Here is a 22,565-nt window from a genome sequence, read left to right as displayed (position 1 = left end):
TCAGGCCGGGTCGACCTCGCGCAGCAGACCGGTGTGCACGTCGAAGACGAAGCCGCGCACGTCGTCGGTGTGGAGCAGGAACGGCGAGGTGCGCACCCGCTGCATGGACTGACGGACGTCCTGGTCGACGTCCCGGAAGGACTCCACCGCCCACGCCGGGCGCTGGCCGACCTCCATCTCCAGTTCGTGCCGGAAGTCCTCGGTGAGGGACTCCAGACCGCATCCGGTGTGGTGGATCAGGACGATGCTGCGGGTGCCGAGCGCCCGCTGGCTGATGGTCAGGGAGCGGATCACGTCGTCGGTGACGACTCCGCCCGCGTTGCGGATGGTGTGACAGTCGCCGAGCTCCAGGCCGAGCGCGGCGTGCAGGTCGAGTCGGGCGTCCATACAGGCCACCACGGCCACGTGCAGGACCGGACGGGCGTCCATGCCGGGGTCGGTGAAGGCCTCGGCGTAGTGCCCGTTGGCCTCCACCAGGCGGTCCGTCACGGTGCCACCGCTGGTTATGGCGGCTTCGGATCCAGGGGGAACTGCTGCGGAAGTCGTCATACTGACGACGTTACTGGTCACCCCCGGTCCTGGCCTGCTGTGAGAGCGGACAAAGAACGTCATCGTGGCTTGTTGTGAGCTAACCCACACGGAGGGCAAACGGGGGCCGGACGGGTGAATCTTTTCGAATTGCCGCTCCGCCCGAGGTGCGGTACGCGACGCGCAGGCCGGTTGATTGACCGCGAGACACGGTGGACTAAAGTGACGCGAAGCGGGAGGGGTGGCTCTCCCTGCTGGTGAAACCCCGGAGACCCCGGCCCACACCCGGACCGTCTCCCCACGTGCGCGGCGCGTACGTACGGCTCGGCCTCCTCCCGCTCCCGGTCGGCTGACGCTTCCGGCGCCGGCAGGCCTCCCCTTCACAGAGCGGGCGGGGACCCGGCGGTGCGTCACGGCCCGCCGGAACTGAGAGGCCCCCTTGAGTCAGAGTCGACACGTCCCGGTGATGCTCCAGCGGTGCCTGGATCTGCTGGCACCTGCCCTGGAGGGGCCGGGAGCGGTGGTCGTCGACTGCACCCTCGGCCTCGGCGGCCACAGCGAGGCCCTGCTGACGCGGTTCCCCGAGGTGCGGCTCGTCGCCCTCGACCGGGACAAGGAGGCGCTGCGCCTGTCCGGCGAGCGGCTCGCGCCCTTCGGCGACCGGGCCACCCTGGTGCACGCCGTCTACGACGAGCTGCCCGACGTACTGGACCGGCTGCGCATCCCGCGCGTGCAGGGCGTCCTGTTCGACCTCGGCGTCTCCTCCATGCAGCTGGACGAGGCCGACCGCGGCTTCGCCTACGCCCAGGACGCCCCCCTCGACATGCGCATGGACCAGACGACCGGCATCAGCGCCGCCGAGGTCCTCAACACCTACCCGGCGGGCGAGCTGGTGCGGATCCTGCGCGCGTACGGCGAGGAGAAGCAGGCCAAGCGGATCGTCTCCGCCATCGTCCGCGAACGCGAGAAGGAGCCGTTCAGCAACAGCGCGCGGCTCGTCGAGCTGATCCGGGACGCGCTGCCGCAGGCCGCCAAGCGCACCGGAGGCAACCCGGCCAAGCGCACCTTCCAGGCGCTGCGCATCGAGGTCAACGGCGAGCTGTCCGTCCTGGAGCGGGCGATCCCGGGCGCGGTGAAGGCCCTCGCCGTCGGCGGGCGCATCGCCGTGCTGTCGTACCACTCGCTCGAGGACCGGCTGGTGAAGCAGGTGTTCGCGGCCGGCGCCGCGTCCACCGCGCCGCCCGGGCTGCCGGTCGTGCCCGAGCGCTACCAGCCGCGGCTCAAGCTGCTCACGCGCGGTGCCGAACTTCCCACCGAGGAAGAGGTCGCCGAGAACCGCAGGGCCGCCCCGGCCCGGCTGCGGGGCGCCGAGCGCATCAGGGAGGACGCCGAGTGAGCGAATCGGGTCGGTTGGGTTTCCGAACTCACCCGTCGGCGCGCCGGAGCCACCGGAGGCCCAGTGAGTAGGAAACCCGAACTGAGGGGGAGGGCCGCCCGGCTCGCCCGGCTCTTCCCGGCCGGCCGCGCCCGCGCGGCCCGCACCCCGTTCGTCCTCCTCGTCGTCCTGCTGCTCGGCGGCGGCCTCATCGGGCTGCTGGTGCTCAACTCCGCCCTCAGTGAAGGCTCGTTCAAACTCGACGACCTGCAGAAGCAGACGAAGAACCTCACCGACGAGGAACAGGCGCTGCAGCGGGACATCGACGCCTACTCGTCCCCCGACGCCCTCCAGCGCCGCGCCCGCGAACTCGGCATGGTCCCCGGCGGCGACCCGGCCTTCCTCGGCTCCGACGGCAAAGTCAAGGGCGTACCGAACGCGGCCAGCCCCGAGCCCGCCACCTTCGCGCAGCCCGTCGCCCCGGAGGCCCTCCCCATGGCCCCCGGCGCCTCCGTGCCGCCCTCGACCGCCGCGACCCCGTCGTTCCCCTCGGCCGCGCCTACACAGCCGCCCGCGACCCCCGCCCCCTCGGCCCCGGCGGCCGCCCCGGGCGGGGCGGTGCCGCCGCCCGCCACCCTCCAGTCCGCGCCCACCCCGACCCCCGGCAGGTGACGGAAGTGTCCGACAGGGAAGCGCCGCGGCGCCGCGTGCCCGGCCCCGCGAAGCCGCCCCGGCCGCGGGGCGCCGTACGGCGGCAGCCCGAGCCCGGCGCCCGTCCGGCCCGCCGGCCGAGCGGGGCCCGGCCCATGCCCCCGCCCGCCCTCCGGCTCGGCAGCCCCCGACCCCGGCTGCGCATGGTCGGCCTCGCGCTCACCCTGGTGCTGCTCGCCTTCGTCGTACGGCTGCTCCAGGTCCAGGCCGTCGACGCGAGCGCGTACGCCGCCAAGGCCGAACTGAACCGGTACGTCGTGCACACCCTGGCCGCCGACCGCGGCCAGATCACCGACCGCAACGGTGTGGCCCTCGCCATCAGCGAGGACGCGTACGACATCACGGCCGACCCGACGATGTTCACCGTCAAGCAGCTCAAGATCGACGACGGACCCGAACAGGCCGCCGCGCTGCTCGCGCCGATCCTCGGCCAGGACCAGGCCACGATCGTCAAGAAGCTCAGGCCCGCGAACAAGCTGTCGCGCTACACCCGGCTCGCCACCCGGCAGACCCCGCAGGTCTGGAAGCAGATCAAGGACCTGAAGAACGCGCTCGCCCAGAAGGCCAAGACCGACAACACCTCGGCCAACGTGCTCGCGGGCGTCTTCGCCGACCCCAGCAGCCAGCGCGTGTACCCCAACGGCGAGCTGGCCGCCGGGATACTGGGCTGGGTCAACGCCGAGGGCCAGGGCGGCGGCGGCATCGAGCAGGAGCTGAACAAGCAGCTGTCCGGCAAGGCCGGCAAGATCCGCTACGCCCAGTCCGGCGGCCGCGAGGTGCCCACCGCGGGCTCGACGGAGACGCCCGCCGTGCCCGGCAGCGACGTCGAGCTCACCATCGACCGCGACATCCAGTGGGCCGCCCAGAACGCCATCACCGAGCAGGTGAAGAAGTCCAGGGCGGACCGCGGCTACGTCATCGTCCAGGACACCCGCACCGGCGAGATCCTGGCCATGGCCAACTCTCCTGGCTTCGACCCGAACGACCTGTCGAAGGCCGACGGGGCGGCCATGGGCAACCCGGCCGTCCAGGACGCCTACGAGCCCGGCTCCACCGCCAAGGTGATGTCGATGGCGGCGGTGCTGGAGCAGAACGCGGCCACCCCGCTCACCCACGTCGTCGTACCGAACCGGCTGCACCGCGGCGACCGCCTCTTCCAGGACGACATGGACCACAAGACCTGGTACCTCACGCTCAACGGCGTGCTCGCCAGGTCCAGCAACATCGGCACCATCCTCGCCACCGGCCAGCTCGGCAAGACCCAGCCGGAGGCCAACAAGGTCCTCTACTCGTACCTGCGCAAGTTCGGCATCGGCGGCCCCACCGGGCTCGGCTTCCCCGGCGAGACCAGGGGCATCCTCGCGCCCGCCGGCAAGTGGTCGACGTCGCAGCAGTACACGGTTCCTTTCGGCCAGGGCTTCTCCCTGAGCGCCATGCAGGCCGCCTCCGTGTACTCGACGATCGCCAACGGCGGGGTCCGCGTCGAGCCGACCCTGGTGCGCGGCACCGAGGGCGCCGACGGCCGCTTCACCCCTGCCGCCCAGCCTCGGAAGACGCGCGTGGTCAGCGAGAAGACGGCCAGGACGCTCGCCCAGATGCTGGAGTCCGTCGTGGACGACGAGCACGGCACCGGCGTCAAGGCCCGCATTCCCGGCTACCGGGTCGCGGGCAAGACGGGTACGGCCAACCGCGTGGATCCGGCCACCGGCCGCTACCGCGGCTACACCTCGTCGTTCGCCGGATTCGCACCCGCGGACAACCCGCGGATCACCGTCTACTGCGCGATCCAGAACGCCACGTCCGGCAGCTACTACGGCGGCCAGATCTGCGGACCCATCTACAAGAAGGTGATGGAGTTCGCCCTGAAGACCCTCCAGGTCCCGCCGACCGGGGCGAAGCCGGCGAACCTGCCCGTCGAATACAAGCCCTGATCAGCCCCGCCCCGCACCACCGGAACACCACCAGGAACGAGCCCGTGAGAACGATCACCCCCGATTCCGGGAACCAAGGCGCCGCAGAGCCCTCACTTCGCTCCGGAGCGGGTGCGCCCGGTACGCTCACCGCCGTGCCACACGCTGATCAGTCCCAAACCTCCCAGAAGGGCGCTTCCGTGACATATCCGGGACCGCCGCGACCGGTTCAGGTCTCCGCCACACCCCTCGCGGAGCTGGCCGATCAGCTGGGTGCCGCCGTCCCGGACAGCGCCGCCGAGGTCACGGGGATCACCCACGACTCGCGCGCCGTCCGCCCCGGAGACGTGTACGCCGCCCTTCCGGGGGCCCGCCTGCACGGCGCCGACTTCGTGACCCAGGCCGCCGGCCTCGGCGCGGTCGCCGTGCTGACCGACCCGACGGGCGCCGAGCGCGCCGCGGCGACCGGACTGCCGGTCCTGGTCGTGGCGGACCCGCGCGGGCGGATGGGCGAACTGGCGGCGACGATCTACGGCCACCCCGGCCGCGACCTGCTCCAGATCGGCATCACCGGCACCTCCGGCAAGACCACCACCGCCTACCTGGTCGAGGGCGGTCTCAAGACCACCCGCGACACCGGACTCATCGGCACCGTCGAGATGCGCATCGGCGAGGAGCGCATCAAGTCCGAGCGCACCACCCCCGAAGCCACCGACCTGCAGGCCCTGTTCGCCGTCATGCGCGAACGCGGCGTCGAGGCGGTCGCCATGGAGGTCTCCAGCCACGCCCTGGTCCTCGGCCGGGTCGACGGCTGCGTCTTCGACATCGCCGTGTTCAACAACCTCAGCCCGGAGCACATGGAGTTCCACTCCGACATGGAGGACTACTTCCGGGCCAAAGCGCAGCTGTTCACGCCGAAACGCAGCAAACTCGGTGTGATCAACGCCGACGACGAGTACGGCCGCCGGCTCGCCGAGGAGGCGACCGTCCCGGTCGTCACCTTCTCCGCCGAGGGCCACCCCGACGCCGACTGGCGCGCCCAGGACGTCGAGGTCGGCCCCATGGACTCGACGTTCACCGTCGTCGGCCCCCAGGGCGAGCGCGTCCACGCCAAGTCGCCGCTGCCGGGCCCCTTCAACGTGGCGAACACCCTCGCCGCCATCGTCGCCCTCGCCGTGGCCGGCCTCGACCCGCAGGTCGCCGCAGACGGCGTCGCCGCCGTACCGGGGGTCCCCGGCCGCCTGGAGCGGGTGGACGCCGGGCAGCCCTACCTCGCGGTCGTCGACTACGCGCACAAGACCGACGCCGTCGAGTCGGTGCTCAAGGCGCTGCGCAAGGTCACCAAGGGCCGGCTGCACGTCGTTCTCGGCTGCGGCGGCGACCGCGACCAGACCAAGCGCGCCCCGATGGGCGCCGCCGCGGCCCGGCTCTCCGACACGGCCGTACTGACCTCCGACAACCCCCGCTCCGAGGATCCGCTCGCGATCCTCGCGACCATGCTCCAGGGCGCGGCCTCCGTGCCCGCGCACGAGCGCGGCGAGGTGCTCCTGTTCGAGGACCGGGCCGCCGCGATCGAGGCCGCCGTGGGCCGGGCACGGCCCGGCGACACCGTGCTGGTCGCGGGCAAGGGCCACGAGCAGGGCCAGGACATCGCCGGCGTGATCCGTCCCTTCGACGACCGCCAGGTGCTTCGCGAAGCTATCCAGAAGACCCAGGGATGAACTTGTGATCGCCCTCTCCCTCGCCGAGATCGCAGCAGTCGTCGGCGGGCAGACGCACGACATACCGGATCCGTCCGTCCAGGTCACCGGACCGGTCGTACGGGACTCCCGCGAGGTGGTGCCAGGCACCCTGTTCGCCGCCTTCGTCGGCGAGCGCGTGGACGGCCACGACTTCGCGCAGGCCGTCGTGGAGGCGGGCGCGGTCGCCGTACTGGCGTCGCGTCCCGTCGGCGTGCCCGCGATCGTCGTGGACGACGTCCAGACCGCCCTCGGCGCCCTCGCCCGCCATGTCGTACGACGGCTCGGCGCGACCCTCGTCGCGCTGACCGGCTCGGCCGGCAAGACCAGCACCAAGGACCTCATCGCCCAGGTGCTCCGGAGCAAGGCGCCGACCGTGTTCACGCCCGGCTCGCTCAACAACGAGATCGGGCTGCCGCTGACCGCCCTGTCCGCCACCGAGGACACCAGGTTCCTCGTCCTGGAGATGGGCGCGCGCGGCATCGGCCACATCCGCTACCTCACCGACCTCACCCCGCCGAAGATCGGCCTGGTGCTCAACGTCGGCACCGCCCACATCGGCGAGTTCGGCGGCCGTGAGCAGATCGCGCAGGCCAAGGGCGAGCTGGTGGAGACGCTGCCCGAGGACGGAGCCGCGATCCTCAACGCCGACGACCCGTTGGTCCGTGCCATGGCCTCCCGTACCAAGGCGAAGGTGGTCCTTTTCGGAGAGTCGGCCGAAGCGGACGTACGCGCCGAGAACGTGCGACTCACGGACAGCGGACAGCCCGCCTTCAGGCTTCACACACCCTCCGGTGCAAGCGATGTGACCATGCGCCTGTACGGTGAGCACCACGTGTCGAACGCGCTCGCCGCGGCCGCCGTCGCCCATGAGCTGGGCCTGTCCGCGGAAGAGATCGCCACCGCGCTCTCCGAGGCGGGCTCCCTCTCCCGCTGGCGGATGGAGGTCACCGAGCGCCCGGACGGCGTGACCATCGTCAACGACGCCTACAACGCCAACCCCGAGTCCATGCGGGCCGCCCTCAGGGCGCTCGCGGCCATGGGCAAGGGGCGCCGCACGTGGGCGGTGCTCGGCAAGATGGCCGAGCTGGGGGACGAGGCGCTCGCCGAGCACGACGCCGTCGGACGGCTCGCCGTCCGGCTCAACGTCAGCAAGCTCGTCGCGGTCGGGGGGATTGAGGCCTCCTGGCTGCAACTGGGCGCATATAACGAGGGTTCGTGGGGTGAGGAGTCGGTGCACGTGTCCGACGCACAGGCGGCGGTCGACCTGTTGCGCAGCGAGTTGCGCCCAGGGGACGTCGTGCTCGTGAAGGCGTCCCGTTCGGTGGGGCTCGAAAGCGTCGCCCAGGCGCTCGTCGAGGCCGGTGCCGAGGGTGAGGTTGCCGCCCGATGATGAAGCAGATCCTGTTCTCGGGAGTCATCGGCCTCTTCCTGACCCTGATCGGGACCCCGCTGCTGATCAAGCTGCTGGCCCGCAAGGGGTACGGCCAGTACATCCGTGACGACGGCCCGCGCGAGCACGCCAGCAAGCGCGGTACGCCCACCATGGGTGGTATCGCCTTCATCCTGGCGACGATCGCCGCGTACTTCCTGAGCAAGCTCATCACCGGCTACCCGCCCACCTACTCCGGCCTGCTGGTGCTCGGCCTGATGTTCGGCATGGGTCTGGTCGGCTTCCTGGACGACTACATCAAGATCGTCAAGCGGCGTTCGCTCGGTCTGCGGGCCAAGGCGAAGATGGCCGGCCAGCTGATCGTCGGCATCTCCTTCGCGGTGCTGTCGCTGATGTTCTCCGACTCCCGGGGCAACACCCCGGCCTCCACCAAGCTGTCGTTCATCACGGACTTCGGCTGGTCGATCGGCCCGGTGCTGTTCGTCGTCTGGGCGCTGTTCATGATCCTGGCGATGTCGAACGGCGTGAACCTCACCGACGGTCTGGACGGCCTCGCCACCGGCGCCTCCGTCCTCGTCTTCGGCGCCTACACGTTCATCGGCGTCTGGCAGTTCCAGGAGTCCTGCGCCAACGCGCAGACCCTGACCAACCCGGCCGCCTGCTACGAGGTGCGCGACCCGCTCGACCTCGCCGTGATCGCCTCCGCCCTGATGGGCGCCTGCCTGGGCTTCCTGTGGTGGAACACCTCGCCGGCGAAGATCTTCATGGGCGACACCGGTTCGCTCGCCCTCGGTGGTGTCCTGACGGGCCTGGCCATCCTCTCCCGCACGGAGCTGCTGGTGGCCATCATGGGCGGCCTGTTCGTCCTCATCACCATGTCGGTCGTCATCCAGGTCGGCTCCTTCCGGCTCACCGGCAAGCGCGTCTTCCGGATGGCGCCACTCCAGCACCACTTCGAACTCAAGGGCTGGTCCGAAGTCCTGGTGGTGGTCCGCTTCTGGATCATCCAGGGAATCTGTGTAATTGTCGGACTTGGCCTCTTCTATGCGGGATGGGCAGCGGACAAGTGACCTCCTCGGTGCCTTCTGAGCCTTCTGACTTCCAGGGCAAGCACGTCACCGTCGCCGGGCTCGGCGTCTCCGGCGTCCCGGCGGCGAAAGTGCTGCACGCGCGCGGCGCGATCGTCACGGTCGTCAACGACGGCGACGACGCACGCGCGCGTGAGCAGGCCGCGGAGCTGGAGGCGCTCGGGATCACCGTGCGCCTCGGCGACGGCGCGACGCTTCCCGAGGGCACCGAGCTGATCGTCACCGCGCCCGGCTGGAAGCCGGACAAGCCGCTGTTCCTCGCGGCCCAGCAGGCGGGTGTGCCCGTCTGGGGCGACGTGGAGCTGGCCTGGCGCCTGCGGGGCCCCGACGCGGCCCCCTGGCTGGCCGTGACCGGCACCAACGGCAAGACCACCACCGTCCAGATGCTGGCGTCGATCCTGAGGGCCGCAGGCCTGCGCACGGCCGCCGTCGGCAACATCGGCGTCTCCCTGCTGGACGCGGTCCTCGGCGAGGAGCGGTACGACGTCCTGGCCGTCGAACTGTCCAGCTACCAGCTCCACTGGGCGCCCTCCCTGCGCGCCCACTCCGCGGCCGTCCTGAACCTCGCCCCGGATCACCTCGACTGGCACGGCTCCATGGAGGCGTACGCCGCCGACAAGGGCCGCATCTACGAAGGCAATCGGGTCGCCTGCGTCTACAACGTGGCCGACAAGCTCACCGAGGACCTGGTGCGCGAGGCGGACGTGGAGGAGGGCTGCCGCGCCATCGGCTTCACCCTCGGCACCCCGGGCCCCTCCCAACTCGGCGTCGTGGACGGGATCCTGATCGACCGCGCCTTCGTGGAGAACCGCCACAAGAACGCGCAGGAGCTGGCCGAGGTCTCCGACGTCAACCCGCCGGCCCCGCACAACATCGCCAACGCCCTTGCCGCCGCGGGCCTCGCGCGCGCCTTCGGGGTGCCCGCCAAGGCCGTACGCGACGGCCTCAGGGCCTTCAGGCCGGACGCCCACCGCATCGCGCACGTCGCCGACATCGACGCGGTGGCGTACGTGGACGACTCCAAGGCGACCAACACCCATGCCGCGGAAGCCTCGTTGGCGGCATATGAACCGATCGTATGGATTGCGGGCGGTCTGGCGAAGGGCGCGACCTTCGACGAGCTGGTCGCCAAGTCGGCAAAGCGACTTCGCGGTGCCGTCCTGATCGGCTCCGATCGTGCCCTGATCCGCGAGGCCCTCGCGCGACACGCCCCGGAAGTACCCGTCGTCGACCTCGAACGGGCCGACACTGGGGCGATGCTCCAGGCGGTGACGGAGGCGAAGCGGCTCGCGCAGCCCGGCGACACGGTGCTGCTGGCCCCGGCCTGCGCCTCCATGGACATGTTCACCAACTACAACCAGCGCGGTGACGCGTTCGCGGAGGCGGTCCGCGAACTCGGAGCGGGCGCCTGACGGCGGGTCTCACCCCCTGGGTGCTTCGGGACCCTTGGAGGTACGCGTGAGGCGGATGTGGCTCGGGTTTGGTCGGCGGGTGCGAGGAGCTGGTGATGCCCAGTAGCCGTACAGGCCGTCCCCCGGTTCAGCGCGCCGCCAGAAGGCCCACGGCACCCCGGCCGTCGGGCGACAACCCTCTCCTGCGGCTCTACCTGCGCGCGCGCAAGGCCTGGGACCGGCCGCTGACCGCCTACTACCTGATCCTCGGTGGCAGCCTGCTGATCACCGTGCTGGGCCTGGTGATGGTCTACTCGGCCTCCCAGATCACCGCGCTGCAGTTGTCGCTGCCGGGGTCGTACTTCTTCCGCAAGCAGTTCCTCGCCGCGCTCATCGGCAGCGGACTGCTGTTCGCCGCCTCCCGTATGCCGGTGAAGCTGCACCGGGCACTCGCCTACCCGATCCTCGCCGGTGCCGTCTTCCTGATGGTCCTGGTGCAGGTGCCGGGGATAGGGATGGCGGTCAACGGCAACCAGAACTGGATCTCCCTCGGCGGCTCCTTCCAGATCCAGCCCAGCGAGTTCGGCAAGCTCGCCCTGGTGCTGTGGGGCGCCGACCTGATGGCCCGCAAGCAGGAGAAGAAGCTGCTGACCCAGTGGAAACACATGCTGGTGCCGCTGGTGCCGGTCACCTTCCTGCTGCTGGGCCTGATCATGCTCGGCGGCGACATGGGCACCGCGATCATTCTCACGGCGATCCTGTTCGGCCTGCTGTGGCTCGCGGGGGCGCCGACCCGGCTGTTCGCCGGCGTCCTCTCGATCGCCGGTCTGATCGGTGTGGTCCTGATCAAGACCAGCCCCAACCGGATGGCCCGGCTCGCCTGCATTGGCGCAACCGAGCCGAAGTCCGGGGTCGCCGACTGCTGGCAGGCCGTGCACGGGATCTACGCCCTCGCCTCCGGCGGACTCTTCGGATCCGGTCTCGGCGCGAGTGTGGAAAAATGGGGCCAACTACCTGAAGCACACACCGACTTCATTTTCGCCGTCACCGGTGAGGAACTGGGCCTTGCGGGGACGCTGTCGGTGCTCGCCCTGTTCGCGGCTCTAGGCTATGCGGGTATCCGCGTGGCCGGACGCACGGAGGACCCCTTCGTGAGGTACGCCGCGGGAGGCGTGACCACCTGGATCACCACCCAGGCGGTGATCAACATCGGTGCGGTGCTCGGTCTGCTGCCGATCGCCGGCGTCCCCCTCCCGCTGTTCTCCTACGGAGGGTCCGCCCTGCTGCCGACCATGTTCGCCATCGGGCTGCTGATCGCCTTCGCACGCGACGAGCCCGCTGCGCGGGCGGCGCTTGCCATGCGGCAACCTCGCTTTGGTAGAAAGCGGGCTGGAGGCGCCAGGATGGATCGGGGGCCTCGGAGATGGAACACGATGCGACGGCGTGCCTCGGTGGCGCGTTCGTCCGGAGAGCGGTGAATTTCGGTGCATGTCGTACTCGCTGGTGGGGGGACCGCCGGCCACATCGAGCCCGCGCTCGCCCTCGCGGACGCCCTGCGCAGGCAGGATCCGACCGTGGGGATCACGGCCCTGGGCACGGAACGCGGACTTGAGACCCGACTCGTCCCGGAGCGCGGCTACGAGCTGGCGCTGATCCCCGCGGTGCCACTGCCCCGCAAGCCCACGCCCGAACTGATCACCGTTCCGGGCCGGCTGCGCGGCACGATCAAGGCCGCCGAGCAGATCCTGGAGCGCACCAAGGCCGACTGTGTGGTCGGCTTCGGCGGCTACGTCGCCCTGCCCGGCTACCTGGCCGCCAAGCGCCTCGGGGTGCCCATCGTGATCCACGAGGCCAACGCGCGGCCCGGCCTGGCGAACAAGATCGGCTCGCGGTACGCGGCCCGGGTCGCCGTCTCCACTCCGGACAGCAAGCTGCGCGACGCCCGCTACATCGGCATCCCGCTGCGCCGCTCCATCGCGACCCTGGACCGCGCCGCCGCCCGCCCCGAGGCCCGCGCCCGCTTCGGCCTCGACCCGAACCTGCCCACGCTGCTCGTCTCCGGCGGTTCGCAGGGTGCCCGGCGCCTCAACGAGGTCGTCCAGCAGGTCGCTCCCTGGCTGCAGCAGGCCGGCATCCAGATCCTGCACGCGGTCGGCCCGAAGAACGAACTGCCGCAGGTGCAGCAGATGCCGGGAATGCCCCCCTACATCCCGGTAAGTTACCTGGACCGGATGGACCTCGCGTACGCCGCGGCCGACCTGATGCTCTGCCGCGCGGGCGCGATGACCGTCGCCGAACTCTCCGCCGTCGGGCTCCCGGCCGCCTACGTCCCGCTGCCCATCGGCAACGGCGAACAGCGGCTGAACGCCCAGCCGGTGGTGAAGGCCGGCGGCGGACTCCTCGTCGACGACGCGGAGCTGACCCCCGAGTGGGTGCAGCAGAACGTCCTGCCCGTGCTCGCCGACCCGCACCGGCTGTACGAGATGTCACGCGCGGCAAGCGAGTTCGGTCGCCGGGACGCCGACGAGCTGCTGGTCGGCATGGTGTACGAGGCGATCGCCTCGCGCCGATAGGACTGTATGACGAAGGGGCAGTGAGCGTGGCCGGACCGACGACCGCCGAGCGCGGTGAACGCCAGCAGGAGTCGTCCGGCCCGCCGCTCGCGCGAAGGTTGAGGAAACTCCGCCTTCGTACGATCGTCATTCTGGCGGTCGCTCTGGTGCTCCTCGGGGCGGGTTCCGCTTGGGCGTTGTACGGCTCCTCGTGGCTGCGTGTGCAGCGCGTCTCGGTCTCGGGCACCCGTGTCCTGACCCCGGCCGACGTGCGCGAGGCCGCCTCCGTGCCGGTCGGGGACCCGCTGATTTCCGTGGACACGGACGCCATCGCGGCCCGACTTCGCCGGAAATTGCCCCGAATTGACACCGTTGATGTCGTCCGTTCCTGGCCGCATGGAATCGGCCTGAAAGTCGTCGAGCGCACCCCGGTGCTGCTTGTCCGAAAAGCGGGGAACTTCGTCGAAGTCGACGAGGAAGGTGTCCGTTTCGCCAAGGTTTCGCAGGCGCTGAAAGGCGTTCCGACGCTGGAATTGACCGCATCCCGCAAGGGTTCCGGTTCCGCCAGCTTCCGGCGTTTCGGCACCGACCGGCTGGTGCGCGAGGCGGTCCAGGTCGGCGGCGACCTGCCGGCCGCGGTCGCCCGGGACACCCGGACCGTCCAAGTCCGTTCCTACGACGACATCTCGCTGGAGTTGGGCGACGGCCGCACCGTGGCATGGGGCAGCGGCGAGAACGGCCGCGCCAAGGCACGGGCCCTCACAGCTCTCATGAAAGCAGCTCCCGGTGCGCGGCACTTCGATGTCAGCGTCCCCACCGCCCCTGCGTCATCGGGGAGTTGACGCACATCAGCGCAGGCCAGCACCCTGGTTGGGCACTGCTACGGCTGATCACATAGGGTGAAAAGAAAAACGGGAGGTTCGGCGTGTTCGTTGAACGGGCGCCACTTGTCGACTTAGTGTCCTGTTCAGAAGACTCCAGGGAACAGACACACTGGTAACCCTAAACTTCAGGGTTAGGGTTCGGGTCGGCGTTCGGACCGTCCCATTCGGCATCCGTCGTCCCGGTGCGGGGAACCGCCCGGTGGCGACAACGTAATTCGAGGCGAGAGGCCTTCGACGTGGCAGCACCGCAGAACTACCTCGCAGTCATCAAGGTCATCGGTGTCGGCGGCGGTGGTGTCAATGCCATCAACCGGATGATCGAGGTCGGTCTCAAGGGTGTCGAGTTCATCGCCATCAACACCGACGCACAGGCGCTGTTGATGAGCGACGCCGACGTGAAGCTCGACGTCGGCCGCGAACTCACCCGCGGACTCGGCGCCGGAGCCAACCCGGCCGTCGGCCGCAAGGCCGCCGAGGACCACCGCGAGGAGATCGAGGAGGTCCTCAAGGGGGCCGACATGGTCTTCGTGACGGCCGGTGAAGGCGGCGGCACCGGCACCGGCGGCGCGCCCGTCGTGGCCAACATCGCGCGCTCGCTGGGCGCCCTCACCATCGGCGTGGTCACGCGTCCGTTCACCTTCGAGGGACGGCGCCGCGCGAACCAGGCCGAGGACGGCATCGCCGAGCTGCGCGAAGAGGTCGACACCCTCATCGTCATCCCGAACGACCGGCTGCTGTCCATCTCGGACCGCCAGGTCTCGGTCCTGGACGCCTTCAAGTCCGCCGACCAGGTCCTGCTCTCCGGTGTTCAGGGCATCACCGACCTCATCACCACCCCCGGTCTGATCAACCTCGACTTCGCCGACGTCAAGTCGGTCATGTCCGAGGCCGGCTCGGCCCTGATGGGCATCGGCTCGGCCCGCGGCGACGACCGCGCGGTGGCCGCCGCCGAGATGGCGATCTCCTCGCCGCTCCTCGAGGCCTCCATCGACGGCGCCCGGGGCGTCCTGCTCTCCATCTCCGGCGGCTCCGACCTCGGCCTGTTCGAGATCAACGAGGCCGCCCAGCTGGTCAGCGAGGCCGCCCACCCCGAGGCCAACATCATCTTCGGCGCGGTCATCGACGACGCCCTCGGCGACGAGGTGCGGGTCACCGTGATCGCGGCCGGCTTCGACGGCGGCCAGCCGCCGGCCCGCCGGGACAATGTTCTCGGTTCGGCGTCCTCCTCGGCCCCGGCCCGCCGCGAGGAGTCCGCTCCGGTACGGCAGCCGGAGAGCCGCCCGTCCTTCGGCTCGCTGGGCAGCGTGACCCCGAAGGAGGAGCCGGAGCCGACGCCCGAGCCGGTGGCCGACGTCCCGGCCGCCCCGCCGGTCCCGTCGTCGCGGAACTACTCGGACAGCGCGGCCGAGGAACTGGACGTCCCGGACTTCCTGAAGTGATAGGACAGCGCGAGAGCGTGAGCGGCGCGCACTTCGCCTTCACCGACCGGTGGGGCGGGGTGAGCGCCGCTCCGTATGAGGAGCTCAACCTCGGCGGCGCGGTCGGGGACGATCCCGCGGCCGTGCGGGGGAACCGGGAGCTGGCCGCGAAGGCGCTCGGGCTGGACGCCGGGCAGGTCGTCTGGATGAACCAGGTGCACGGCGCCGACGTGGCCGTCGTGGACGCGCCCTGGGGTGAACGGCCCGTACCGGAGGTCGACGCGATCGTCACCGTCCGCCGGGGACTCGCCCTGGCCGTCCTCACCGCCGACTGCGTGCCGGTGCTGCTGGCCGACCCCGTCGCCGGGGTCGTGGCCGCGGCGCACGCCGGGCGGCCCGGCATGGTCAAGGGGATCGTTTCCGCTGCCGTACGGGCCATGGCCGAACTCGGCGCCGAGCCGGGCCGGATCGTCGCCCGCACCGGACCGGCCGTCTGCGGCCGGTGCTACGAGATGCCGGAGCAGATGCGCGCCGAAGTGGCCGCCGTCGAGCCGACGGCGCACGCCGAGACGAGCTGGGGCACACCCGCGGTCGACGTGAGCGCCGGAGTGCACGCACAGCTCGACCGGCTCGGGGTGTGCGACCGGGCGCACTCGCCGGTGTGCACGCTGGAGTCGGGCGATCACTTCTCGTACCGCCGTGACCGCACCACCGGGCGGCTCGCGGGCTACGTCTGGCTGGACTGATGGGGCATGACGGACCGTAAGACCGAACTCGCCGCAAATCTGGCGAAAGTCGAGCAGCGCATCGCCGCCGCGTGCGCGGCGGCCGGGCGGGGGCGGGAAGAGGTGACCCTGATCGTGGTCACCAAGACCTACCCGGCGAGTGATGTGCGGATTCTGTCGGAACTCGGTGTGCGTCATGTCGCCGAGAACCGGGACCAGGACGCGGCACCGAAGGCCGCGGCTTGTGCGGATCTGCCCCTGAATTGGCATTTTGTCGGCCAGTTGCAGACCAACAAGGTACGTTCCGTGGTCGGTTACGCCGATGTCGTGCAGTCCATCGATCGCGCGCGACTCGTCACCGCGCTGTCGAAGGAGGCCGTGCGGGTGGAGCGCGAGGTGGGGTGTCTCATCCAGGTCGCGCTCGACGCCGGCGAGAGCCTGCGGGGCGAGCGCGGTGGCGTGGCGCCCGGCGGAATCGAAGAGTTGGCCGACCTCGTGGCCGGTTCGCCCGGACTGCGGCTCGACGGACTGATGACCGTCGCTCCGCTCACCGGGGAGTACGCGGGACGCGAACAGGCGGCATTCGAGCGGCTCATGGATTTGTCGACTGACCTGCGCCGAGCCCATCCGGCTGCAACCATGGTGTCGGCAGGGATGAGTGCGGACCTCGAACAGGCCGTGGCCGCCGGGGCGACACATGTGCGCGTCGGCACCGCGGTACTCGGAGTCCGCCCCAGGCTCGGGTAACGTCGCCAAGAAGTCGGACCACAGCAGAAAATATGGTCAGTGCCTGTGAAGGCGGGCACAACGACCTCGTGGATCGCGGGCACTTGGCAGTCGTCAGTCGATCCACCACAGAGCGGAGGACTCAGAGCATGGCCGGCGCGATGCGCAAGATGGCGGTCTACCTCGGCCTCGTGGAGGACGATGGGTACGACGGCCGCGGATTCGACCCCGACGACGACTTCGAGCCCGAACTGGACCCGGAGCCCGAGCGGGACCACCGACGGCATGAATCGTCACACCAGTCGCACAGTGCACATCAGTCCCAAAGGGACGAAGAGGTGCGAATCGTGCAGCCGCCCGCACCGCGTGAACCGGTGGCCCGTTCGACTTCGCTCGCCGCGGAATCCGGACGTCCGGCGCGCATCGCGCCCGTGGCATCCATCACACAAGAACGTCAGTCCCTGGAGAAGAACGCACCGGTGATCATGCCCAAGGTTGTGTCGGAACGAGAGCCTTACCGGATCACCACGCTTCACCCGCGGACGTACAACGAGGCCCGTACCATCGGGGAACACTTCCGTGAGGGCACCCCGGTGATCATGAATCTGACTGAGATGGATGACACAGACGCGAAGCGACTTGTCGACTTTGCGGCCGGTTTGGTGTTTGGTCTTCACGGCAGCATCGAGCGGGTGACGCAGAAGGTATTCCTGTTGTCTCCTGCTAACGTCGATGTCACGGCGGAGGACAAGGCCCGCATCGCAGAGGGCGGGTTCTTCAACCAGAGCTGAGACGCACCACCGGAAAGAAGCACGGAACAGGGGAGAGGGAAGTCCAGGCCATGAGCGTGTTCGCGCAGGTGATCTACATCGCGCTGATGGTGTTCCTCGTTGTGCTCATCTTCCGGCTGGTCATGGACTATGTCTTTCAGTTCGCCCGCTCGTGGCAACCCGGCAAGGCGATGGTGGTCGTCCTTGAGGCCACCTACACTGTCACCGATCCACCGCTGAAGCTTCTGCGGCGGTTCATCCCGCCGCTGCGTCTCGGGGGCGTGGCGCTCGACCTGTCCTTCTTCGTACTGATGATCATCGTCTACATCCTCATCTCCGTTGTGCAGAGCTTCTTGTGATGAGAGTGGACGATACGGTCTTGCCGACTGCCGATGACTACGTTGAGGTGAAGAGATGCCGTTGACCCCCGAGGACGTGCGGAACAAGCAGTTCACGACCGTCCGCCTCCGAGAAGGCTATGACGAGGACGAGGTCGATGCCTTCCTCGACGAGGTCGAAGCCGAACTGACCCGTCTGCTCCGCGAGAACGAGGACCTGCGCGCCAAGCTGGCCGCGGCCACGCGCGCTGCTGCCCAGAACCAGCAGAACATGCGCAAGCCTCCGGAGCCGCAGGACCAGCAGCAGGGCATGCGAGGTCCGGGCGCTCCGGTACCCGCCGGCATATCGGGCCCGCCGCAGCAGCAGATGGGTGGCCCCATGGGTGGTCCGCCCCAGCTGCCGAGCGGTGCCCCGCAGCTGCCCGCCGGTCCCGGCGGTCAGGGCGGCCCGCAGGGTCCCGGCCCGATGGGCCAGGGTCCGATGGGCCAGGGCCCCATGGGTGGTCAGCCGCCCATGCCGCAGCAGATGGGTGGCCCGATGGGCGGCCCGATGGGCGGTCCGATGGGCGGCCCCGGTCAGGGCCCCGGTGGCGACAGCGCCGCCCGTGTCCTCTCGCTGGCTCAGCAGACCGCCGACCAGGCGATCGCCGAGGCCCGCTCCGAGGCCAACAAGATCGTCGGCGAGGCCCGCAGCCGCGCCGAGGGTCTGGAGCGTGACGCCCGTGCCAAGGCGGACGCGCTGGAGCGGGACGCGCAGGAGAAGCACCGCGTCGCCATGGGCTCCCTGGAGTCCGCGCGCGCCACGCTGGAGCGCAAGGTCGAGGACCTGCGCGGCTTCGAGCGCGAGTACCGCACGCGTCTGAAGTCGTACCTGGAGTCGCAGCTGCGCCAGCTGGAGACGCAGGCCGACGACTCCCTGGCTCCGCCGCGCACCCCGGCCACCGCCTCCCTGCCGCCGTCCCCGGCGCCCTCCATGGCACCGGCCGGCGCGGGCGCGCCGTCCTACGGCGGCAACCAGCCGATGGGTGGCCCTCCGGCCCCGCCGGCCCCGTCCTACGGCGGCCAGCAGCAGATGACCCCCGCGATGACCCAGCCCATGGCTCCGGTCCGTCCGCAGGGTCCGTCCCCGATGGGCCAGGCACCCTCGCCGATGCGCGGGTTCCTGATCGACGAGGACGACAACTGACGGGCCGCGGCCACTAGTACGACAACGGCGTCGGCAGCGTTCAACAGGGCGGGGCCCCGGACTTCGGTCCGGGGCCCCGCCCTTTTTACGCGTGTTGCTGCCTCAGAGAAGAAGGGGCCCGGCCTCCTCGCCGGAGACCGGGCCCTTCAAACGATCAGCGCTCAGGCCTTGCGCAGCCGGAACGTGAGAGACAGCCCCTCGTCGGTGAACGGCTCGCCGAAGCTGTCGTCCGCCTCACCCTGGCCGAAGTCGGTCGACAGGACCTCCTCGGCGATCAGTTCGCTGTGCTCGGTCAGGGCCGCGATGACTGCCGTGTCCGTGGAGGTCCAGCGCAGCGCGATCCGGTCGGCGACGTCCAGGCCGCTGTTCTTGCGGGCCTCCTGGATCAGCCGGATCGCGTCACGGGCCAGGCCCGCCTGCCGCAGCGCCTCGGTGATCTCCAGGTCCAGGGCGACCGTCGCGCCCGAGTCGGACGCCACCGACCAGCCCTCGCGCGGGGTCTCCGTGATGATCACCTCGTCCGGGGCGAGGGCGACCGTCTCCCCGTCGACCTCGACCGACGCCGTGCCCTCGCGCAGGGCCAGGGACAGCGCCGCCGCGTCCGCGTTCGCGACGGCCTTGGCCACGTCCTGGACGCGCTTGCCGAACCGCTTGCCCAGGGCGCGGAAGTTGGCCTTGGCGGTGGTGTCCACCAGTGAGCCGCCGACCTCGGACAGTGACGCCAGCGCGGAGACGTTCAGCTCCTCGGTGATCTGGACGTGCAGCTCGGGGTCCAGGTTCTCGAAGCCGGTGGCGGCGATCAGGGCCCGGGACAGCGGCTGGCGCGTCTTGACGCCCGACTCCGCGCGCGTGGCACGGCCCAGCTCCACCAGCCGGCGGACCAGGACCATCTGCTTCGACAGGTCGGGGTTGATCGCGCCGAGGTCCGCCTCGGGCCAGGAGGCCAGGTGCACCGAATCCGGGGCGCCCGGGGTCACCGGCACCACCAGGTCCTGCCACACCCGCTCGGCGATGAACGGGGTGATCGGGGCCATCAGCTTCGTGACCGTCTCCAGCACCTCGTGCAGCGTGCGCAGCGCGGCCTTGTCACCCTGCCAGAAGCGGCGGCGCGAGCGGCGGACGTACCAGTTGGACAGGTCGTCGACGAACGCGGAGAGCAGCTTGCCGGCGCGCTGGGTGTCGTACGCCTCCAGCGCCTGGGTCACCTGGTCGGTGAGTGCGTGCAGCTCGGACAGCAGCCAGCGGTCCAGCACCGGGCGGTCGGCCGGGGCCGGGTCCGCAGCGGACGGCGCCCAGTTCGAGGTACGGGCGTACAGCGCCTGGAAGGCCACCGTGTTCCAGTACGTGAGCAGCGTCTTGCGGACGACCTCCTGGATCGTGCCGTGGCCCACCCGGCGGGCCGCCCACGGGGAGCCGCCGGCCGCCATGAACCAGCGCACCGCGTCCGCGCCGTGCCGGTCCATGAGCGGGATCGGGTCCAGGGTGTTGCCCAGGTGCTTGGACATCTTGCGGCCGTCCTCGGCGAGGATGTGGCCGAGGCACACGACGTTCTCGTACGACGACTTGTCGAAGACGAGGGTGCCGACAGCCATGAGGGTGTAGAACCACCCGCGCGTCTGGTCGATCGCCTCGGAGATGAACTGCGCCGGGTAGCGGCTCTCGAACAGCTCCTTGTTCTTGTGCGGGTAGCCCCACTGCGCGAACGGCATCGAACCCGAGTCGTACCAGGCGTCGATCACCTCGGGCACGCGCGTGGCGGTCTTGCCGCAGCCGTCGTGACGGCAGGCGAAGGTGACGTCGTCGATGTACGGGCGGTGCGGGTCCAGGCCGGCCTGGTCGGTACCGGTCAGCTCGGTCAGCTCCGCGCGGGAGCCGACGCAGGTGAGGTGGTCGTCCTGGCAGCGCCAGATCGGCAGCGGGGTGCCCCAGTAGCGGTTGCGGGACAGCGCCCAGTCGATGTTGTTGTTCAGCCAGTCGCCGAACCGGCCGTGCTTGACCGTCTCCGGGAACCAGTTGGTCTGCTCGTTCTCCTGGATCAGGCGGTCCTTGACCGCCGTGGTGCGGATGTACCAGGAGGGCTGCGCGTAGTAGAGCAGCGCGGTGTGGCAGCGCCAGCAGTGCGGGTAGCTGTGCTCGTACGGGATGTGCTTGAAGAGCAGACCGCGCTGCTGGAGGTCCTCGGTGAGCTTCTCGTCCGCCTTCTTGAAGAAGACGCCGCCGACGAGTGGGACGTCCTCCTCGAAGGTGCCGTCGGGGCGGACCGGGTTCACGACCGGCAGGCCGTACGACCGGCAGACCCTGAGGTCGTCCTCACCGAAGGCGGGGGACTGGTGGACCAGACCCGTACCGTCCTCGGTCGTGACGTACTCGGCGTTCACCACGTAGTGGGCCGGCTCCGGGAACTCCACCAGCTCGAACGGACGTTGATACGTCCAGCGCTCCATCTCGGCGCCCGTGAAGGACTGGCCGGTGGTCTCCCAGCCCTCGCCGAGCGCCTTGGCGACGAGCGGCTCGGCGACGACGAGCTTCTCCTCGCCGTCGGTCGCGACCACGTAGGTGACCTCGGGGTGCGCGGCGACCGCCGTGTTGGACACCAGGGTCCACGGGGTCGTCGTCCACACCAGGAGCGCGGCTTCGCCGGCGAGCGGTCCGGAGGTGAGCGGGAAACGGACGTACACGGACGGGTCCACGACCGTCTCGTAGCCCTGCGCCAGCTCGTGGTCGGACAGGCCGGTGCCGCAGCGCGGGCACCAGGGGGCGACGCGGTGGTCCTGGACCAGCAAGCCCTTGTTGAAGATCTCCTTCAGCGACCACCAGACGGACTCCACGTACTCGGGGTCCATGGTCCGGTAGGCGTCTTCCAGGTCGACCCAGTAGCCCATGCGGGTCGTCAGGTCGGTGAAGGCGTCGGTGTGCCGGGTCACCGACTCGCGGCACTTGGCGTTGAACTCGGCGATGCCGTACGCCTCGATGTCCTGCTTGCCGGAGAAGCCCAGCTCCTTCTCGACCGCCAGCTCCACCGGGAGGCCGTGGCAGTCCCAGCCGGCCTTGCGGGCCACGTGGTAGCCGCGCATGGTGCGGAAGCGGGGGAAGACGTCCTTGAAGACCCGCGCCTCGATGTGGTGGGCGCCGGGCATGCCGTTCGCGGTGGGCGGGCCCTCGTAGAACACCCACTCCGGGCGGCCCTCGGACTGCTCCAGGCTCTTGGCGAAGATCTTCTGGTCGCGCCAGAAGTCGAGCACGGCGTGCTCAAGCGCGGGCAGGTCGACCTGGGCGGGCACCTGGCGGTACGTCGGCGCTGTCATCTGCGAGCATCCTCCAACGGAACTTGCTGCCTTCCGTCGGAGGGACGAGAGCCTTCATTCCTGCTACGCCGTGTGCGGCGCGCTCCCGCGGTACCACCCTCCTTGGCTCCCCGCCGCGCCGTACGCGCCGGTGAGCCCCCTCATTGGGGTCGCGAAGCCGGCTCTACTCGCCGTGGGTCCTCCACGGCTTTCTTCCGGCGGCTCCGGGGTGATCTTCACGTCGCGCTCACCCCCGGGCTCACACCGTCCCCGGGTCGCTCTGGGCTGCGTACGTCGCTACTCGTCCCCATCCACGCTTTTCGCTCCGCCCAGTGTACGGCGCCGCGCGGACAGCGGCCGACCGCTTTTCGGGGCCCGCTCGGGGCCCCGCCGGGGCGGCGGCGGGATGACCCGAATGGCGAGGGGTACGGGTGCGCGCATCCGGGCGCGCCCGGCTCGGCGGATTACCCGGCGGGGAGCTGGGCACAACGGATGCAGGTCCGTTGCGCGGGGGGTGCGGGCGGGCGAATCGGGCGGTGTGCCCCGT

18 protein-coding genes are annotated in these 22,565 nt (G+C 70.3%); 16 read left to right on the top strand and 2 right to left on the bottom strand.

Features of this window, described 5'->3' with window-relative positions; all coding sequences use genetic code 11:
- Complete coding sequence (locus ACFYZZ_RS32785; protein ID WP_389183728.1) at nucleotides 1-612, bottom strand: beta-class carbonic anhydrase; 612 nt, start codon at nucleotides 610-612, stop codon at nucleotides 1-3.
- A 355-nt stretch (nucleotides 613-967) separates the two neighbouring features.
- Here ACFYZZ_RS32785 and rsmH point away from each other — a divergent pair, with 355 nt between their 5' ends.
- From rsmH to ACFYZZ_RS32705, 16 genes are all read left to right on the top strand, one after another.
- Nucleotides 968-1,924 (top strand): 16S rRNA (cytosine(1402)-N(4))-methyltransferase RsmH, encoded by a 957-nt coding sequence (gene rsmH, locus ACFYZZ_RS32780; protein WP_389183725.1) that lies wholly within the window; start codon nucleotides 968-970, stop codon nucleotides 1,922-1,924.
- A gap of 63 nt (nucleotides 1,925-1,987) precedes the next feature.
- Complete coding sequence (locus tag ACFYZZ_RS32775; RefSeq protein ID WP_389183722.1) at nucleotides 1,988-2,575, top strand: septum formation initiator family protein; 588 nt, start codon at nucleotides 1,988-1,990, stop codon at nucleotides 2,573-2,575.
- A 5-nt stretch (nucleotides 2,576-2,580) separates the two neighbouring features.
- On the top strand, nucleotides 2,581-4,545 hold the full coding sequence (locus tag ACFYZZ_RS32770; RefSeq protein WP_389183720.1) for a penicillin-binding transpeptidase domain-containing protein: 1,965 nt from the start codon (nucleotides 2,581-2,583) through the stop codon (nucleotides 4,543-4,545).
- Nucleotides 4,546-4,589: 44 nt separating this feature from the next.
- Nucleotides 4,590-6,245 (top strand): UDP-N-acetylmuramoyl-L-alanyl-D-glutamate--2,6-diaminopimelate ligase, encoded by a 1,656-nt coding sequence (locus ACFYZZ_RS32765; protein WP_389183717.1) that lies wholly within the window; start codon nucleotides 4,590-4,592, stop codon nucleotides 6,243-6,245.
- 4 nt (nucleotides 6,246-6,249) lie between these two features.
- Nucleotides 6,250-7,656 (top strand): UDP-N-acetylmuramoyl-tripeptide--D-alanyl-D-alanine ligase, encoded by a 1,407-nt coding sequence (murF, locus tag ACFYZZ_RS32760; RefSeq protein WP_389183714.1) that lies wholly within the window; start codon nucleotides 6,250-6,252, stop codon nucleotides 7,654-7,656.
- Nucleotides 7,656-8,726 carry a phospho-N-acetylmuramoyl-pentapeptide-transferase gene (gene mraY, locus ACFYZZ_RS32755; protein ID WP_389184265.1) on the top strand — a complete coding sequence of 357 codons (1,071 nt, stop codon included), beginning with the start codon at nucleotides 7,656-7,658 and terminating at the stop codon, nucleotides 8,724-8,726. The genes murF and mraY overlap by 1 nt, the downstream gene beginning before the upstream one ends.
- Nucleotides 8,708-10,156: a UDP-N-acetylmuramoyl-L-alanine--D-glutamate ligase gene (murD, locus tag ACFYZZ_RS32750; protein WP_389183711.1), complete on the top strand. Its 1,449-nt coding sequence runs from the start codon at nucleotides 8,708-8,710 to the stop codon at nucleotides 10,154-10,156. Before mraY ends, murD begins: the two co-directional genes overlap by 19 nt.
- A gap of 95 nt (nucleotides 10,157-10,251) precedes the next feature.
- Nucleotides 10,252-11,613: a putative lipid II flippase FtsW gene (ftsW, locus tag ACFYZZ_RS32745; protein ID WP_389183708.1), complete on the top strand. Its 1,362-nt coding sequence runs from the start codon at nucleotides 10,252-10,254 to the stop codon at nucleotides 11,611-11,613.
- A 6-nt stretch (nucleotides 11,614-11,619) separates the two neighbouring features.
- Nucleotides 11,620-12,708, top strand: a complete 1,089-nt coding sequence (gene murG / locus ACFYZZ_RS32740; protein WP_145875226.1) for an undecaprenyldiphospho-muramoylpentapeptide beta-N-acetylglucosaminyltransferase — start codon at nucleotides 11,620-11,622, stop codon at nucleotides 12,706-12,708.
- A 26-nt stretch (nucleotides 12,709-12,734) separates the two neighbouring features.
- A complete protein-coding gene (locus ACFYZZ_RS32735) occupies nucleotides 12,735-13,529 on the top strand; it encodes a cell division protein FtsQ/DivIB (RefSeq protein WP_389183705.1) in 795 nt (264 codons plus the stop codon).
- A gap of 278 nt (nucleotides 13,530-13,807) precedes the next feature.
- A complete protein-coding gene (ftsZ, locus tag ACFYZZ_RS32730; protein ID WP_389183702.1) occupies nucleotides 13,808-15,010 on the top strand; it encodes a cell division protein FtsZ in 1,203 nt (400 codons plus the stop codon).
- The gene (pgeF, locus tag ACFYZZ_RS32725; RefSeq protein WP_389183700.1) at nucleotides 15,007-15,735 is read left to right on the top strand and encodes a peptidoglycan editing factor PgeF; all 729 of its coding nucleotides are present in this window, start codon (nucleotides 15,007-15,009) and stop codon (nucleotides 15,733-15,735) included. The genes ftsZ and pgeF overlap by 4 nt, the downstream gene beginning before the upstream one ends.
- 6 nt (nucleotides 15,736-15,741) lie before the next feature.
- A complete protein-coding gene (locus tag ACFYZZ_RS32720) occupies nucleotides 15,742-16,461 on the top strand; it encodes a YggS family pyridoxal phosphate-dependent enzyme (protein ID WP_389183697.1) in 720 nt (239 codons plus the stop codon).
- A 128-nt stretch (nucleotides 16,462-16,589) separates the two neighbouring features.
- Entirely contained in the window at nucleotides 16,590-17,231 is a 642-nt protein-coding gene (locus ACFYZZ_RS32715; protein WP_023551436.1) for a cell division protein SepF, read from the top strand.
- Nucleotides 17,232-17,281: 50 nt separating this feature from the next.
- Nucleotides 17,282-17,569, top strand: coding sequence for a YggT family protein (locus ACFYZZ_RS32710; RefSeq protein ID WP_094220204.1), 288 nt, complete (start codon nucleotides 17,282-17,284; stop codon nucleotides 17,567-17,569).
- 55 nt (nucleotides 17,570-17,624) lie between these two features.
- Nucleotides 17,625-18,734, top strand: coding sequence for a DivIVA domain-containing protein (locus ACFYZZ_RS32705; protein WP_389183692.1), 1,110 nt, complete (start codon nucleotides 17,625-17,627; stop codon nucleotides 18,732-18,734).
- A 161-nt stretch (nucleotides 18,735-18,895) separates the two neighbouring features.
- Here the strand turns inward: ACFYZZ_RS32705 and ileS are convergent, their stop codons facing one another.
- Nucleotides 18,896-22,039, bottom strand: a complete 3,144-nt coding sequence (gene ileS, locus ACFYZZ_RS32700) for an isoleucine--tRNA ligase (RefSeq protein WP_389183689.1) — start codon at nucleotides 22,037-22,039, stop codon at nucleotides 18,896-18,898.
- Between the last annotated feature and the right edge of the window lie 526 nt (nucleotides 22,040-22,565).

Source organism: Streptomyces sp. NPDC001816 (assembly GCF_042892235.1).
Lineage (GTDB): Bacteria > Actinomycetota > Actinomycetes > Streptomycetales > Streptomycetaceae > Streptomyces.
Note: the sequence above shows the minus strand (reverse complement) of the source record. Positions and strands in the feature narration are given on the sequence as shown.